20 protein-coding genes are annotated in these 16776 nt (G+C 37.6%); 2 read left to right on the plus strand and 18 right to left on the minus strand.

The features are described 5' to 3' along the window. Nucleotides 1–37 precede the first annotated feature (37 nt). Nucleotides 38–271: a (2Fe-2S)-binding protein gene (locus VEI_RS08770; protein ID WP_005378014.1), complete on the plus strand. Its 234-nt coding sequence runs from the start codon at nucleotides 38–40 to the stop codon at nucleotides 269–271. Between the two features lie 207 nt (nucleotides 272–478). Here the strand turns inward: VEI_RS08770 and VEI_RS08775 are convergent, their stop codons facing one another. The 10 genes from VEI_RS08775 to VEI_RS08825 all read right to left on the minus strand — a co-directional run bounded on the left by VEI_RS08775 (nucleotide 479) and on the right by VEI_RS08825 (nucleotide 8282). Then, on the minus strand, nucleotides 479–1111 hold the full coding sequence (locus VEI_RS08775) for a site-2 protease family protein (RefSeq protein WP_059364369.1): 633 nt from the start codon (nucleotides 1109–1111) through the stop codon (nucleotides 479–481). A 22-nt stretch (nucleotides 1112–1133) separates the two neighbouring features. Further along, entirely contained in the window at nucleotides 1134–1904 is a 771-nt protein-coding gene (locus tag VEI_RS08780) for a carboxymuconolactone decarboxylase family protein (protein WP_059364371.1), read from the minus strand. Nucleotides 1905–2047: 143 nt separating this feature from the next. After that, the gene (locus VEI_RS08785; protein ID WP_059364372.1) at nucleotides 2048–2479 is read right to left on the minus strand and encodes a hypothetical protein; all 432 of its coding nucleotides are present in this window, start codon (nucleotides 2477–2479) and stop codon (nucleotides 2048–2050) included. A gap of 159 nt (nucleotides 2480–2638) precedes the next feature. After that, the gene (locus VEI_RS08790; protein ID WP_059364375.1) at nucleotides 2639–3160 is read right to left on the minus strand and encodes a MarR family winged helix-turn-helix transcriptional regulator; all 522 of its coding nucleotides are present in this window, start codon (nucleotides 3158–3160) and stop codon (nucleotides 2639–2641) included. A 244-nt stretch (nucleotides 3161–3404) separates the two neighbouring features. Next, nucleotides 3405–3665, minus strand: coding sequence for a hypothetical protein (locus VEI_RS08795; protein ID WP_071824921.1), 261 nt, complete (start codon nucleotides 3663–3665; stop codon nucleotides 3405–3407). 333 nt (nucleotides 3666–3998) lie between these two features. Continuing rightward, nucleotides 3999–4589 carry a nitroreductase gene (locus tag VEI_RS08800; RefSeq protein ID WP_059364379.1) on the minus strand — a complete coding sequence of 197 codons (591 nt, stop codon included), beginning with the start codon at nucleotides 4587–4589 and terminating at the stop codon, nucleotides 3999–4001. A 138-nt stretch (nucleotides 4590–4727) separates the two neighbouring features. Next, nucleotides 4728–5156: a hypothetical protein gene (locus tag VEI_RS08805; protein WP_059364385.1), complete on the minus strand. Its 429-nt coding sequence runs from the start codon at nucleotides 5154–5156 to the stop codon at nucleotides 4728–4730. A 133-nt stretch (nucleotides 5157–5289) separates the two neighbouring features. Further along, entirely contained in the window at nucleotides 5290–5643 is a 354-nt protein-coding gene (locus VEI_RS08810) for a Spx/MgsR family RNA polymerase-binding regulatory protein (protein WP_009660717.1), read from the minus strand. A gap of 118 nt (nucleotides 5644–5761) precedes the next feature. After that, entirely contained in the window at nucleotides 5762–6340 is a 579-nt protein-coding gene (locus VEI_RS08815) for a hypothetical protein (protein WP_059364390.1), read from the minus strand. A gap of 820 nt (nucleotides 6341–7160) precedes the next feature. Continuing rightward, nucleotides 7161–8282 (minus strand): hypothetical protein, encoded by a 1122-nt coding sequence (locus VEI_RS08825; protein ID WP_059364393.1) that lies wholly within the window; start codon nucleotides 8280–8282, stop codon nucleotides 7161–7163. A 253-nt stretch (nucleotides 8283–8535) separates the two neighbouring features. On the opposite strand from VEI_RS08825, the gene VEI_RS08830 reads away from it, so the two are divergent. After that, the gene (locus tag VEI_RS08830) at nucleotides 8536–9867 is read left to right on the plus strand and encodes a hypothetical protein (RefSeq protein WP_059364395.1); all 1332 of its coding nucleotides are present in this window, start codon (nucleotides 8536–8538) and stop codon (nucleotides 9865–9867) included. 102 nt (nucleotides 9868–9969) lie between these two features. Here VEI_RS08830 and VEI_RS08835 read toward each other — a convergent pair whose 3' ends face one another. The 8 genes from VEI_RS08835 to VEI_RS08875 form a co-directional block, all read right to left on the minus strand. Further along, complete coding sequence (locus tag VEI_RS08835; RefSeq protein ID WP_059364397.1) at nucleotides 9970–10590, minus strand: hypothetical protein; 621 nt, start codon at nucleotides 10588–10590, stop codon at nucleotides 9970–9972. Between the two features lie 567 nt (nucleotides 10591–11157). Then, entirely contained in the window at nucleotides 11158–11727 is a 570-nt protein-coding gene (locus tag VEI_RS08845) for a hypothetical protein (protein WP_059364399.1), read from the minus strand. 8 nt (nucleotides 11728–11735) lie between these two features. Beyond that, nucleotides 11736–12308 carry a hypothetical protein gene (locus tag VEI_RS08850; RefSeq protein WP_059364401.1) on the minus strand — a complete coding sequence of 191 codons (573 nt, stop codon included), beginning with the start codon at nucleotides 12306–12308 and terminating at the stop codon, nucleotides 11736–11738. A gap of 90 nt (nucleotides 12309–12398) precedes the next feature. After that, nucleotides 12399–13307 (minus strand): YadA-like family protein, encoded by a 909-nt coding sequence (locus tag VEI_RS08855; protein ID WP_059364406.1) that lies wholly within the window; start codon nucleotides 13305–13307, stop codon nucleotides 12399–12401. A gap of 196 nt (nucleotides 13308–13503) precedes the next feature. Further along, a complete protein-coding gene (locus VEI_RS08860; RefSeq protein WP_059364410.1) occupies nucleotides 13504–14091 on the minus strand; it encodes a hypothetical protein in 588 nt (195 codons plus the stop codon). Nucleotides 14092–14146: 55 nt separating this feature from the next. Further along, nucleotides 14147–14704 carry a hypothetical protein gene (locus tag VEI_RS08865; protein WP_223209364.1) on the minus strand — a complete coding sequence of 186 codons (558 nt, stop codon included), beginning with the start codon at nucleotides 14702–14704 and terminating at the stop codon, nucleotides 14147–14149. Between the two features lie 5 nt (nucleotides 14705–14709). Next, nucleotides 14710–15276, minus strand: a complete 567-nt coding sequence (locus VEI_RS08870) for a hypothetical protein (protein ID WP_059364417.1) — start codon at nucleotides 15274–15276, stop codon at nucleotides 14710–14712. Nucleotides 15277–15464: 188 nt separating this feature from the next. Continuing rightward, on the minus strand, nucleotides 15465–16700 hold the full coding sequence (locus VEI_RS08875) for a hypothetical protein (RefSeq protein ID WP_059364422.1): 1236 nt from the start codon (nucleotides 16698–16700) through the stop codon (nucleotides 15465–15467). Nucleotides 16701–16776: the final 76 nt, after the last annotated feature.

Consider the following 16776-nt stretch of genomic DNA (forward strand, 5'->3'; position numbering starts at 1 on the left):
TAGTGTATAATGACTCACGTGAGTCAAAGAGGAATATATGGAATTTGAAAATAACCAAGTGCCAGAAGCGATTCTGGATAAATTAACAAAGGTGTGTACATGCCGCAGCATTACACGAAAAACGATTAAAGAGGCCATTTTTAATGGTGCTCATACATTTCCTGCTGTAAAAGAAGCCACTAGAGCCGGTACCGGTGCCTGTGGCGGCAAAGGCTGTGGCCCACGCATTGTAAAATTACTAGCAGAACTAAAAGAACAAGGTCGCATTTAGCATATATTTTATTATACCAACGAAAAGGGTCCTTCGGGACCCTTTTTGCTTAAAACACAAAAAAGCTATTAGTTGATCAAATACAATCAACTAATAGCCTTTTTAGTGTAATGGACTATTTTGTTATAGCCCTTTAATAAAAGGGGCTATATTTTAATGGGGTTATAGTTTGTTACCGTCCCAGTTACATATAAATGTTTACCAATACTAGAGCACTAAATTAACGATGCTTTCAAAACCCCCTAAAATAGATTTTTGCAATGGCACGAAAATACGAGTTGCAATAGGGGAATTCAAAATAGCGATTAAAATGAGCAAGGAAACGATACTAAATCGAGCTATATGAACTTGCCATTTTAGGGGCAAAAAGTTCATCAAAATATGACTGCCATCAAGCGGTGGGATGGGCATCATATTAAGGATGGCGAAGTTGATGTTATACACAACGATGAGTAACAATACGAGGTACAGAGACTCATTCTCTAATAAACCCACTACATCTAAGCTTCGCATGATAACATACGCAATAAAGGCCATCAAAATATTAGCCATAGGGCCTGCTATGGACACAATCATGTCATCGGTCCGTGGGTCCTTAAAATTAGTAGGATTTACAATAACTGGTTTTGCCCATCCAAAGCCACCGATAATAAGGGCTAAGGAACCAACTAGATCGAGATGTACAAAAGGATTCATCGTAAGGCGTCCCATCATACGAGGCGTAGGATCACCCAATAAATCTGCTGCCTTTGCATGAGCATATTCATGCCCCGCCGCAGCGATGATTAGCGCCGGAATTGAGGCGATAATCATAATTAAACTTAAACCAGAAAGAATCATAACACTCCTTATAATTTAAAAATCATTGACTAGCCGCCCACTCTGCAAAGCCAGCATTAATACAAGTTAATGCATTCAACACGCGTGGATACCCAATATATGGCACGCACTGAGATGCAATGCTAATCAAATATTGCTTGTCATTTCCGACGTTTAAATTACCAATAACATGAACCTTTAGCTGTGCTTCACAGCCACCTTGGGCCATGAGGAAACAGAAGGTAATCATTTCTCGTTGACGCGTAGTCAAGCCTTTACGCGTATAGTAATCGCCAAACATATTAGACAGCCACTTGTTGATGTGGCGCGTTTCTTGTGGGCCTGATTGGTAAAAGTCTCTCATGCCTTCGCCCCAGATTTCAACCTGTTTTTCAATGCCCTTCTCAAGGCGTGTCTCACTCGTTACGGTGCTACGATGCGGATTTTGAATATCTTCATCTCGATAGTCAAAAATCTTATTAGTAATCTTAAAGAACGGACGTACGTGACCAATACCAAGATATGGTACCGCTTGGTAGATGAGCTCTACAATTTCATCAGGAATAACCCCAAAGTTCAAGGCAGCGGGCATCATCAACGAGTATTCTTCCGTTGCACCTGCACCGACTAATATAGCTAAAATCGCTAAAAATCGACTGTGTGCCGCTACATTACAACCATCTTCGGTAATAACCTCATGAAAGGCAAAGTTTTCAAATAAATCTTCAAATTCAGGATCTATATATCCTGCGGGGGATGCGATTTCAGGAAACATGCGCTCCATATAGGCTTGCGCAAATTCAGATTTTGCCATCCTTACCTCCTAACACAATACATATAGCTTTCACAGAACGAAAGCACTGTCATACTAATCGCCTCATAAAAACTAATACATGTATATACAATAATGGTGAAAGCTCCCATACGTGAACTTTCACCATTATAAGTATTTAATTATTATGGATGAACATTTACAGTTGCAGGCACTGCATTCATATTAGTGAATTCAAATTCTGTGCCATATACTTCTTTCCAAGCAGCCTTGAACATGTTGAATTCGTTCGTGCCAGGATTGATTTGGTACAATTGACCATCTGGAGCAAAACGATAGACTACATTCAAGCTAGGATGCACGATATATTTGAACAATGTAGCTTCGCCGTATTGGTTGTTGTGCATATTCACCACATTAATACCGAATACATAGTTACGGCTGCCATCGATCAATTTAAATTCAGATGCTTTGTCAAAGAAGTAAGTTTCTGTACCATTAGCACTGTTTGGTACCTCTGGATAATTATCTAAGCCATTCCAGTTAGCAGCGCTTGCTACGGAACCAACTAATAATGTTGCTGCTAGAGCAAATGTTGTAACAAATTTCTTATTCATAATGTTCTCCTTCACCCTAAAGGGTAACACTGGGGCTACTCTCAATGACCCCATAATACAAAAGTTACTTAAATTATACCACATATAAAACATACACAATACTAAACGCAAACATACTAGGTGTTACAATGGCTTTACCTTACTGTGTTATATATTTTTTTATCGTTTAATATCCTCAGGATTAACTACACCATGAGCAGCATCGATAGCATCTAACAATTTGTTAAGTAAAGCTCTCAATTCAGCCGCTTCATGAACAGAAAACACTTCTTTAGATTTAGCGACTAATAACTTAGGTACTTCAATTGCTTCTGCACGAATGTTATGACCTTCTTCTGTAAGAATAACCATCACAACGCGTTCATCATTACGACTACGTTTGCGTTTCAAGAACCCTTTCAGTTCCAATTTTTTAAGCAGTGGTGTTAATGTACCAGAATCTAAACGCAATACTTGCCCCAATTCTTTTACGGATAAGTCACCGTATTGCCACAATGCCATCATGACGATGTATTGAGTATATGTTAAATTTAATGGTTCCAAATATGGACGATATGCATTTACCAATTCCTTTGCTACCACATACAAAGGAAATCCCAATTGATTTTCTAGCAATAAATAATCGTCTTCCGGCACCTCCGAAGCCCGATTATAACCTGCTAATGTACCTATTTTAGCCATTTATTAGCCCTCCATTACACACTATGTATTTCTAAATTAATTGTACACAATTTTCCAGCAAACGGTCAATACATCTCTGTAAATTCTTTAGTATTTTAAAGAATAAAATGGTATATTGCTTAAAATAACATCTATGCCGTGGGTAAACGCTATGTCTCTTTATAAATTTATATAAGAAAAAAAGCCGCGATTGCGGCCTTTTGTTACATACAACTAGTTTGAAATTGTAGTTCTATAAGAGGGATTATTTTATTTTTTGACAGCCTTGATGAACTAACATGGTCCATGACAACGCAGTTTGAGATACACTATGCCATTGTACTGGCATTACTGGCATGCTTAACACAGATATATTATCTAATGTACGGAAGGATTCTTCCACATCACAAGCTTTAGTGCCATCAGAATCATCCACCAAGAATGCATGATCCATTTTATCTATAATTAATGTTAGTGGTTCGGTATGTTCCAGGAACCAGTCTTTTATTGTATTGTGCGTTGCCATATATACCTCCGGCAACAATATATCAATCGTACTATATATTGTTATTCAACTGAATATAACTATTAACATCATTCTGCATATACCCATACTGGTATATGCTTATCTATACTATATACCTATATGGGTATATTGGCAAGCACAATTTTCACTTTTATTTACATACATACATACTATATAGTCATCAGCAGAGCTCAAAAAAATCCTCAAGGATGATGTATGACCACACAATTAGTGTAGTCATGCATCATCCTGAGGACCTTTTACTTTATTCTTCTATTTTATTGTTTAACGGAATGGATTATTTCTCAATCTATAACTGTTATAGAGCATTTATTAACCTATATATGTTACAGGATTTCCTTTGATGTCCAGTTCTCTACGATTCAATCCATTTGGCAAATCAGGGTACCCCACAGAAAGGCTAGCATAAACCTTTTCATCATCGCCCATACCGAGTTCGCGCAAGCGCGCCACGAGGCGTTCATTATCTTGCAAATGACGCAATTGATTAACCCAGCAACAGCCCAAATCGAGTTCATTACATGCAAGCATCATATTTTGCATAGCACACGCCGTATCAGAGAAATTGTTGGCTAATACCGGTTTATGAGCCAATACGACAAGCGCCGGCGCATTGTAATGGAACACAAATTTGCCCTCTTTAGACATTTTAATGATGTTCACCATGTATGGCGGCGTTTGTTCCGTTACTTCCGTCTTACCATACTCGTCTTGGACAAGGGTTACTAGTTCTTTCAACACATCCGGATTGGTAATGACCATAAAATGTGTAGGTTGTAAATTGCCACCTGTTGGCGCGCGACGACCCGCATCAATAACAGTATCTAGTAATTCCTTTGCCACAGGTTCAGATTTAAATTTGCGCGTACTATGACGTGTTTTAATGCATTCTAAGGTATTCATGACTCCTCCTTGTGAAAGTATATCCTGCCTCCAGAAATACTGTGTTACCTAATCTGTACAGTATATACCTAGTTCATAATCTACATTTATATTATAAGTCTCATGGTGTAGTAAATCCGTTATCCTTTACAGGAACGTCTATTGCACCTGTACGGTCGCCCAAATTAGCACATCATAAATGAGTGATACAACGACGGCCATCGCTAGTTGTCCACCGATATAAACAGGTACAAGGTATATAAAAAAGGCCCATAAAGCGCCAATGATTTTCATCCATACCGTACCAAGTTGTTTTCCTTCAATCCAAGCTACAAAACGATCTAAAGGATTAAACATCCTCATAATCCATTTAGGAACTTCCTTGTGGGGATTGCATGCTGGTAGGTATAACAATAAAAGTGGTAATACAACAGCATCAATGGCGAGCAATATGGTCAAGGTCAATGAAAACCAATCCACTTCACCTTCCCAAGTTAATGGATGCGAATAAAAATGAAGGCCCCACAAATAGGCTTTGTATACGATATACGGTTCTAATAGCCATAATAGGGGCTTTGTAATATGCATAATAAACACTCTCTCTAAATTATAAATAGTATATTAATTATAGCATATTTTTTACATTTTATGACAAAAAAGGCTGTAACAGAGTGTAGTATTACCACATGCTGTTACAGCCTTTTATGTTGATGAGAAACGATTATAGATTGAGTGCCTCAATCCATTCTTTTTCTTTAAAACCTACTAGAACTTTGTCCTCTAATACCAAAATTGGACGTTTTACGAGCATACCATTAGATGCCAATAAAGCTAATTTTTCCTCTTCACTGAGCCCTGGTAATTTATCCTTTAATTGTTGTTCACGATAAATCAAGCCTGATGTATTAAAGAAAGCTTTCAAATCTTTACCAGATTGAGGATACCATGCAGCGATTTCCTCAGCTGTAGGATTTTCAGATTTAATATCACGGTCTGTGTACTCAATATGATGATCATCTAAAAACTTCTTTGCTTTTTTGCACGTTGTGCATTTTGGATATTCTACAAATAACATAGGAACTCCTTTATCTACATATAACATTAGGAATCATTATTCATATGTATAGTGTAGCAAATATATTGATTAATTTCAATTTATTGTTTTATATATCGTCCGTAGGAATAGCACCTACTTAATTATCGCTTATGATAATCTTCGTCACCTTGCTACCATTATGTTCAAAGAATATACCGCGAATGTTATCGCTATTATATCTAAGATATCCATAGAACCACCGGTTATTAAAGTCGATAAAATCAGGTCGTCCATAGACGTCCATAACCTTTTTCAAGGTGTCGCCAACGGCAATGCCTCGAGCAGTTACAGCATCGCGATTGCTTACGGTTATATACCATACGATAGGTCTGCTATCTTGCATCAAGGAATGTCCGAATTTAATGCCTCCATAGGTAAGCTCATCACGTTTTTCACTAGTCGGCTGACCAAGGCTAGCCTTTACTGCATCAAAAGATGTACCAAGGGACACACCTGCAATTTTCATATCTTCAGCAGGCAAATAGGCCCCTATGACCTGACCAGGTCTATAATGACGATATTGCTCTGCCTTTGGCCAACTTGGTGAAAGTTTAGCATTACTTGTTTCTAAACGATCCATGGCTTTACTCAACCAACTGGCATCAGCAACAGAACTCATATTGCCGGCCAGTAATACAGCAATACCCAAACTAAATACTATAAATTTTGTTCTCATCATTCTCTCCTAGTCTCTCAAAACTATATAACCGATAAAAGACTTATAAAACTAGAGAAATTCTCAAATTACCCCCATCCTAGTATCCAAGAAAAGAGGTTCCTCAGTTGTAATAATAAGGGTGTAAGAATTAGGGCTAATATAACAACTAACAGGGTACTCCACAATATACCATAGGCTTTCAATATTAATTCAATAATTAAGAATAAAGATTTAAAAGCAAAAGAAGCCTCTCTTTTTTCTGCTATCCAAGATTTACATGAATAATATATCTTAGGTTTAGATAAAAATGGATGCAGTTTTTTACACCACAAAATCAGCCAGGGTATAATCCATATATTACCAAACGTAAAAATCAGTACTAGAACTTTATCACCTAATGGGTATAGTTCCAACACATAACGATCATAAATTAAACCACAAAAAACATATATAGAAATACACCAAATTACTAAAAGCAATAGCTTTACAACGAGGCCTAAAACAATTTTTATAATTGATTTACACATATTCACAAATATCTAACTCTCAAAACTATATGATATAACAATATAATAACCCTAACGAAAAAGGCACAACCTTACTAGCATAAGTATACTATGCTAAGAAGCATTGTGCCTATTGTTTTATGGTTTATTCGTATTTGACGATATATACAATTCTATCTATAATATAAGAAGATAGTCAGACGAGTCGAAACGTCAGGCGCATCTCGAAAATAGTAAAATCTTAGGAAATGGCCTTTCAGTTATCTAGTTACACTAGGCAACGGAGGGCTATTTTGCTATTGCTACCTTAGATTCCCTAAGGTAGCTCTTTTTTATGCTAGCACACATGGTGTTTTTAGTATTTTCTGAATTATATTGTGCCCTGTGACTACGGTCATTACTGTAGGAGGACAATAGGTAAATGTCGGATCTGGAGAAATCGTTTTGATGTAACGATCGTGTGTTTCCATAAAGGATTTGTATGTATAAAGTGAAAATCGACCATAGTTACCACATAGTTCCCATTTGTCTTTAGCGAGAAGGGCCAGAAATTCATCGGCATGCGGGTCATACGCAATATTAGGTAATGAGTCCGTTGTTAGTCCCGTTTTACTATTGGTAAATGGAGAAATATGGTACATATAGCCTCGCGGTGTGACACAAATCATCCAATTTATGTCTCTACACATAAGGGTTCGTTTATAAACGCCAAAGACCTCTTGTAATCTTGCTTTTCGTACGTAAAGAGCATAAAAGGTTTCTTTATATTCCGTCGGATCATCAGGCTCGTATAGATAGGTTTGTTCCACCATATCATAGGGAATATTACATATATTGGCTAGATCTTCGATAGAATGACGTCCGACTTTAGACGCCGAGCAAATGCGACTTTTAGGAAATAGTAAAATATATTCACTACCAATATAGTCAGATAAGGCACCAAAATGAGTGCCCTCTTTCCTGTTAAATTCAGGAAATTGCATGCACCGATAATCACCATCAATGGCCGTGCAAGCGTAGCTTTTACCAAAGACAGCCATCCCATAATCCTCAATGTGACTAGGGTCCCATGGCCCCAGGTCATCGCCATAACGCATTTTGCCATTATCATAACGAAGCATCTTAGTATGCCCCGTAGGCGACACGCAGAGCACACAAGGGTATCCATATTGCTGGGTATACCAGCCACCTACGCTATGCCAATCCGCAATCCGATTCTCAGGCCATGCAAACAAGGTCATTTCCACCGGCTGCTGTCCATGTACACCATTCACGGACGCCGTGCCATGAATCATGTGCTTGTACCAATTCCTACCAATCATATAATGCCATGTCAAAGGCGGCGTTGGCCCACTCCGCCCAACCGGATTACTAATCGCGATGAGCAGACCCATCCGCGCTTCGCGATAAGGTCTAACAATATCATTAATTTGGCGCACTAAACCTTGATTCATAGGACATCCCCCTTGTATCTTGCTAATCCTTATGAAAGCTATCTTTATTACACCTTTATTATAGAAAAACGGATGAGGAGAATTTAGTGCATGGCGACATATAAACGTAATACAGATTATAATATGTAAGCGTAATAGGGCTTACAATATAGAAATATATAGACATTCAGTTATATAATTATACTTAATAAAGAAAATCTATGTATTGCTATAACACCGATACATAAGGAGAGCCTAAAAGGGAGATAAAAAGATGACAAAATTAGTAGTACTAACGGGAGCTTTCATCATAAGCACTATACTGTCACCAGTAGGCGCCATCGATGTCAATATTCCCGGTGCGGATGCGAAAATTCCAAAGGATGCGTATATAAATTATCAAGCCACAAACCAAGCCATTGAAAAGGATGTGTCCAATTATGTAGAAACCTTAAAGAGTACTGATAAAGCCAACGGTATTAGTAGAAACGAACTAGCCTATGCAAAGGAGGCCTCTATATATCGTGGCGAACATTACCACAATACAGTGATTTCCGTTCACAATCGATACAGCCAAATCCGACTTTCATTCCCCGTAGCAGGCATAAAGAGCGAATATAATATCGGCCGGTATAAAAATCCAGATCGCACCATAGAGGATTATCGCGTTATAACCGATAATGGCAGTCTTAATCTAGAAATCGACTATGCAGATTACAAAGATCAGGATTGGCGCAACACTAAAACTGCCTATGAAAAACTAACAGACAAGGACGTTCGTAAGTTCTTACAAGATAAAGCAAAGAAGAGTCCAGAAAAGCATATTTCTGATATAAAGGCAACTGTATTTTCATACCCTACTGTTACCTATAGTACTTGGGACAGTATGAAAATGCCTTACCTCAAAAACGGTCAAAAAACGACGATGACCGTCGATACCATCAACTTTAAACATATGATGGGCTTTGCCATACGTTACCCTTTATATCATGCAGGTATCGCCTATTTTGATAATAAACCGGTGTTGAATAAGGTGCCTACTGACAATCTACTTGCCAATTACGTGCTTCCATCCGTGAAAAATCTCAATGAGTTGAATGAATATTCACGCATAGAAAACCTAAACGGCATAAAGTATCGTGTACCTAAAGATGCCCTATTCGAAGGTGAAAGTAAAGAAGATTATCAAGATATGAGATATTACCAAAAGGGATCCCTAACCTTTTTTGTTTCTACTATCAATCTTACTAATAATCCGTATACTCGTAATAATATCATTGATGGGCATTACAATTTCAGTAGGAATTTACATTCATTCTGGGATATATACCGGTACCACCCAACACCAGAGTATATTAATTACGCTGTTGTATGGAATAATAATATACCTGGCCTATCCATACATAGTTATGAACCCTATAGTGATATTCACATCCTAAACTTTGAATCCTATGATGGTACCTATCATTTTATCTATACCATCTTTTATCCGAACTTTTTAAGTGCTGATGAAGTTCAAAAATTACGGAATATGATTGAGTTCTTTGATTCTACGAATAATCCGGAATTTAAGTTACAAGAACATGTAGTGTTTCCAGAAACATAGGAGATTAATACCCATTAGGCATCGTGCAAAATCAACCTAATATTATATATGTAAACAAACAGCCAGTACCGCAATCGCAGTACTGGCTATTGTTATATGTCGCTACTTCTTTTTAGCTTGTTTTTCATGTTGCTCCACAAGGATAAGGAATTCCTTAAAGTTATTGATTTTAACGGCTTGCCATGTGCCATCATCAAGTTTTTTCATAGCAAGATTAAATGTTACGTCTTGGTTAAGTTCTTTGGAATTAAATGTAACAGGCACAACAGCGCTATTACCATCAACAGTGGCAGAACCAATGCTTTTGAACTCAAGGTCTTTGACACCTGTTTTTTCTTTCATTTCATCAGCTGCTTGTTTTTCTCGAGCATTTTGCTCTGAACTTTCAGGTTGCTTTGCAATAGCATTGTAAATTTCATCGCTCAAAATAGGAACAATCTTAGGTTTCAAACCTTGGAACATCACCTCAGCAAGGTCTTTAAATGGACTATTTTTAATTTCAGGATCTTCCAGTTGCATAGCCACAACATCATCATAACCAGAACCGATAATAGAATCCATATCTACGTGCTTTTTGAAAGCATTTACATCATGCTTTTCTACGGCTTCACGAGCAAGATTCAAGGAATAGACAGGGGTTTTCGTGAAATACAAGAAATACCAACCCAGTACAATCGCCACAACAGCGACTAATGCAGCAATAAACAATTTCTTTTTAGACATAAAGGTCTCCTCTCATAAAATAAGCACAATCTTATTAGCATAAGTATACTATGCATATAGGGCTGTGCCTATCATTAATAATTTTATATTATACTGTTTAAAAGTAATGAAATATCGTACTAATCATTACCAATAGAACTGGCCCTAGTATAACACATGCCAGTATTACTATAGTGGCATAGGTTAGCAAACATAATTTTATAAAACAATCTATGCTATTAAATATAAACATACCAAAAAAGGAGTGCTCTTTTAAAGAAATGAACCAATCTTTTACTCTATAATAAATTTTGGGCTTATCAAATGCAGGATATAGCTTCTCATACCACAAAATAAGCCACGGCAAAAACCAAATATTCCCAAAGGAAAGCATTAATACGGGAAGATAATCTCTTAATGGATATGCTTCTAATACATATCGATCGTACAGCAATCTATAAAAGCACCAAAAAGAGAGTCCCCAAATAAGTAAAAGTACAAGCTTTATCAGAAGCCCCAAAAAAAGTTTAATCATTAATCTGTGACTATTCACTATTCTATCCATTCTAGAGTACTATCGATAATCTATTACAGCTCATCATCATAGGCTATTCCATAAGCCTTTTGATATACCAAATTAGGCAGCTTGTATTTTTCATTGCCAAATTCGACAGGTAATAGAATAGCCTTTATATTAGCCATATGAATCTGTTGCTTATGAGTTTGGCCACCATTATTAAAAGCATTGGCACTTGTAATTGTACCAGTAATTCCCGAATTTGATTGTTTTGCATACCATATGGAAATATATGGGTCATTCCCACCGTTCCGTAAAGATGTATCATGCTTGTCAATCAAATGGTTCAACGATTGATCCATTTGGTAATCATATTGAATCTGAAGTCCATAAATTAGGTCAGCTGCAGGCATCAGCACATAAACAGTGGCTTCGATACGGCGGTGACCATTAGGAGCTTCTACAGATCTAACGGATGTAAGATCAAGATATTTCCCATCGCCCCGACCAGAATCAACAGTAGAATCGATATGTTGGAATCGTGCCGTATCTAATAATTCAGACTGTGATATGGCTTGACCTTGCAACGGTAATACGAAGCAGACTAATAACCATAAAAAACGTAAATATATTCGTTTCATTGTCCACCTCACTGTACCACAATATCATCAAAGTGTTGCTGATACGCAACCATAAACATAGTATCTGCTAAATCATACAGGATTCGATGATTACGATTCACTGGGAACTTACGTGTATCCTCTGAGTACTTTGTCCATTTCACGGTTCCATCTGCTTCATATCTCGCCACATCAATATCAGACATATATAAGCCAGAATTGCTTTCACTAGCTTGAATCAATGCAATCATGGACGGACTTGGATTCATCGTGCGAGACGAACGAATCAACGTAGCCAATGAGTAATTCGTATCATACGCTACAGTAAGCTGTTTCTCTTGAATCCCAACTCCATAGGATGCAACCGTAGCTATATAATAGATTCCACGCAATGTGTACTGCGGCGGTGCATAGTGCAAAGGCTCTACAGAATAAGTATTTAGGTAAACGTAGATGCCCTCTTTTGTAACAGGGTTACTAAACTCATGGTGATGAACCAATTTAAACTGCGGCGATGTCTGTAACTCTTGTAATGTAATTGCCTCTGTAGGCATGGTAAAAACTAGCAACACAAAAGCTAGCATTAAAATACGTCGAATCATAAAAACCTCTCTCAACATAAATAAGCACAACCCTATTAGCATAAGTATACTATGCAAATAAGGCTGTGCCTATAATTTATAAAATATATACTATCTTATTTTTTGTAATGCCAATTTAATTTCTTGAAGTTCAGCACGTAAATCTGCATTGTCAGCTTGTAAGTCCTTAATTTGCTGTGCCATTTCAAAGCGGCTCATTTTTAAGCTAGGGTCTTGGTATCCTAATTTGAAAGATGCACCAAGATTGAAGGTACTTTCACTACCTAAAGCAACGCCAAGATGAACCATCGTATTTTCATTCGGTTGATAAGACGTACCGATAGCACCAGCCGTTGCATTTTTATAATGGCCTACGCTAGTCGCAAAGGACCATTTATCATTTGGATTGTAGTCCAAGTAATGCAAGCCAGATAAAGCAGCTGACACAGCACCAGCTTTGTTAATTTGGCTGCCTACGTTCCCCATAATATTGCTAACATTAACATTCGCAGTAGCTGCGCGCAATTGACGAACGTTAACAGCATCTGTATCTGCTTGACCATCGTCTACATTTTCAATTTTCATATCCCCTGCATGAATACCCGCTTCCGCATCATACGTAAGATTAATGCCATCTGGTCGACCATCACTAATAGTTATACCCGTCGGTTTAACTTTTGTAGCATGCACTTTCACAGTACTTGGATCCGTCCCTGGCACAATAGAGCTAGCGGCCCCCACATCAGCAATGTTCAATCCATCGCCATCAAAATCCATACTAGTATCGTGATTCGACATAGATAACGTGCCCGGTTTAATAATGACACGTTCATTACTACCATCTGGAAACTCATCATTAATCCAAAACTGTTTTGTAGAAATCGTGGTACCATCAAAGCGGTTATTTGATGATATACTGCCGATAGTAATCGTATCAGTACCAACAGTCACTGGTGCGCCCATAACATTCACACTCAAAACAGACAAAATTCCCGTTAACACTAATAATCTCTTATTCATGATAACTCTCCCTCTAACCTACATGGTCTAACACACAAATAACCCTTATAGATTCTTATTCATACATACTTATGAATATAGATAAATACTGAAAGAAATCTCATATTCTCCAATATAATTTCATTATAAGCACTACTTATTTTTACGTCAACGATGTATTTTCATTCTTTATTCATTTTTTCTTTCATTCTACTCACTATAATAAATAAGGGAGTAAATTATATTTTTTGACATCCATCAACACATTACTATTCCCATGCCGATTATGTTGGTATCGAATCAATACAACCTGATTCGTATATTTATTGAATACAAAAGATAAACCTTCGTTGTGATACCCTACGTATTCACCCACATAGTACCCAGTATATTTATCATATCCATGATAGATATCTCCATATGGTTCTGCCGGTCGTCCCCATTCAGTATCCTCAAGAAGCGGCCCATAAAGAGATTCTACTTCGCTTCGCGTCATACCTACCATAGCCCCTTTATTAGTTGCATACCCAGATTTTGTAATATATATTGTACTCGGTTGTGTACGCAAATCCCATAATGAAATAATAACCGATTGGTCAGCAGAGATATACATATCATGATAGGAATAACGATGATCCGCTAGCCATAAGGAATAATGGTAATAGTTTAAATAAGAATACATATCCGAATTAGATTCTAAACCGGCTAAAACGCCCGCATCATCAGTTTTAGCAAACGCAGTTTGCCCCAAACAACCAATAATAAAAATAGAACTTAACAAGAGTTTTACAAGCGAGTGTTTCACTAGAATCACCTCTTAAAGTTTGTAACAATAAACACTATATAACAACATATTCATCTTAATTTGACGATATATCATCAAATTGCATACCGTACACACGCTCATACAAGCGATTAGCCAAAAGATATCCTGCAAAGCCAAAGTCTACAGGGGCCGTTGCCATCCATTTATCTCTCGCTTCGCTTTGTGCATCATATCGGTTTCCATCTACATGGAACACTTTAAAATCAATAATAGTAGATGAAATTCCTGAATTCTTTTGTTTAGACAACCATAGATCTTTATACGATGCTAATTGATGGGCATCCAATTTCTTAATTAAATTGGCAAAGGACTGCTTTGTATCAAAGGTGTAAAGAACCTGCTTTTCCTGAATCGTATCACCAGCAGGCATGAGCACATACTGTGTGATGGTAATTTGCTTTGTTCCATTCGGCCCGTTAGAGGCCTTGATAGAATCCTTATCTATATAGGTGCCATCACCATTGCCGCTTTCACCAAAGCCACGAAGCATTTCATAGTGGTTAGTATTTTGTAATTCCTGCATAGACATGCTATATGTTGGCACCACACAAGACAGTACCAATGCCATTGTTATATATAATACTTTCATCATCTGCCTCATTTCACCACCACATCTTCAAAATGCATCCGATACGCTTCATAGAATAAAGTATCCGCTATATCATAACGCCTCGTATTCGGAGCCATGCGCAAAATAGCACGCGTAGAGGCTTTCACATGAATCGGCAACGACTGACCATCAAAAGAGAATACGCCTAAGGGTTCCTCAGTTCCCGTCATACCTGCTTTCGTTTGTGCCGCATCAATAACCGTCGTCAACGAAGCACCGACTTGTTTTGCACGATATACCTGACTCGCTAACGACAAACGAGTGTCATAGGATACAATCCAGGAATCACTATAAATAACATGTTTCCGCGGTGATTGGTACGCATTGTATACCGTAGCTTTAATTTTATACATAGGTGGTGCATACTCTAACACCTCTATGGATCTCGTATCTAAATACCATGTAGTATGCTCATCTACATTAGGAACATCAGGCGTTACCTCATACATCACCTTAAACTGCGGTGACGACTTGAGTTCCTGTATCGATATCGCTTGGCTAGGTATGGTGAAAGCTAACGCTACTGCTAACATTATAAAAATATGTTTTAACATAAGACTCTCCTCTTAGAGATTATAGTTATAAACACTATACCTCATTCATCTTAATTTGACGATAAATCATAACCTTATTATAATATAAGAAGATAGTCAGACGAGTGGATACGTCAGGCTCATCTCTGAATTACATATACATGTAGAAATGGCCTTTCAGTTATCGAATTATAAAGGATAACGAAGGGCTATTTTTTCTTATGTATTAAGTTTTGATGCATTGTATCTCTTAGCATCTTAGCGTTCCCAAAATCCAAATATTCCATTATATCGCGTAGTTCGATGTGATTATAGTTTGCTTTTCCATCTTCATAGGTAAGATATATATTGTATTCATACTGATTATCCTGTATCAATTGAATCATACGAGATTTTTTACCAGAATTATATTGATCCATAAGATAAGAAGGAATCCCATTATTCCACACCACTGCAGACTGAATCGGAACCTCTTGTAATAGAAGTGATGGAGATGCATAGAGATAGTCACGTAGAACACGGTTACAATATACCAATATCGGGCTTTCAGTATCAGTAACAGGGCCTCTTTCAATAACGAATTCCATTCCATGCCCCTGATACACACGCTTATCTGAATTGGAATGATTCGTATCATTCGATTTTAGCACCATGCCCTTTGGCACACGATACGTAATATTTCCCCATGTAATAAGATCGCTGATGCTATCCAATGTATCCAACGATTGCATAGAAGGAATCACAATATTCGCCATTGCTGACTCTAAGTTCGTTACAACATCCGATTGACCAAACTTACTCAACGTAGCGATGTACGTATGATTTGGCTGTTCATCGAATATAACATGGGCAAGTATCATAGGATTATTATCGTTCTTTGATAATTCTGTTATTATCCAAGTTCCTGCTCGTATACCAGGATATATGAAAGTTCCTTTACGTCCAGCGCTACTTTCATTAAAAGCTTGTTCCGGCGTCTCTGTAGTACCAGAAAGCGAAGCCATTGCATAACGGTCTATGGCAAATGATGTAATATCCTCACGTTTTAAAGGGGTCACTATATCCTCCACAGTCCTAATCGGAGCTGTCAGTTTAGCATTATACCCCTTTTCATGTAATAAAATGACCGTTGAATCATGGGAAAGCAAGTCCATATACCTAATATTAGCCTTCTTTAATGCATCAGCATTGGCTAGACTCATTCCAGGCTCACTTGCAACGTCGTCTATCTCTTTAAATCTGAGTTTTAGAGATTCCTTAATCTCAAAGTCAGGTACTTTACTAGTATTGCCATACCGATAATTCTGATATGCATTTCCTGGAATACTTGCATCTGCCCCTGGCACAGGCGGTTGTCCCTCGGGCACAGTATATTGCGCCGCATTAATAGGCATGGTAAAAGCTAACGCCATAGATACACCTAGCAATATCATTTTTAGTTTCATACAACACCTCTCAAACAACAATAGGCACGTTCTCTTATTGGTATAAGTATACTATATCCACGAGAACGTGCTTATT

Source organism: Veillonella tobetsuensis, from assembly GCF_001078375.1.
Classification (GTDB): domain Bacteria; phylum Bacillota; class Negativicutes; order Veillonellales; family Veillonellaceae; genus Veillonella; species Veillonella tobetsuensis.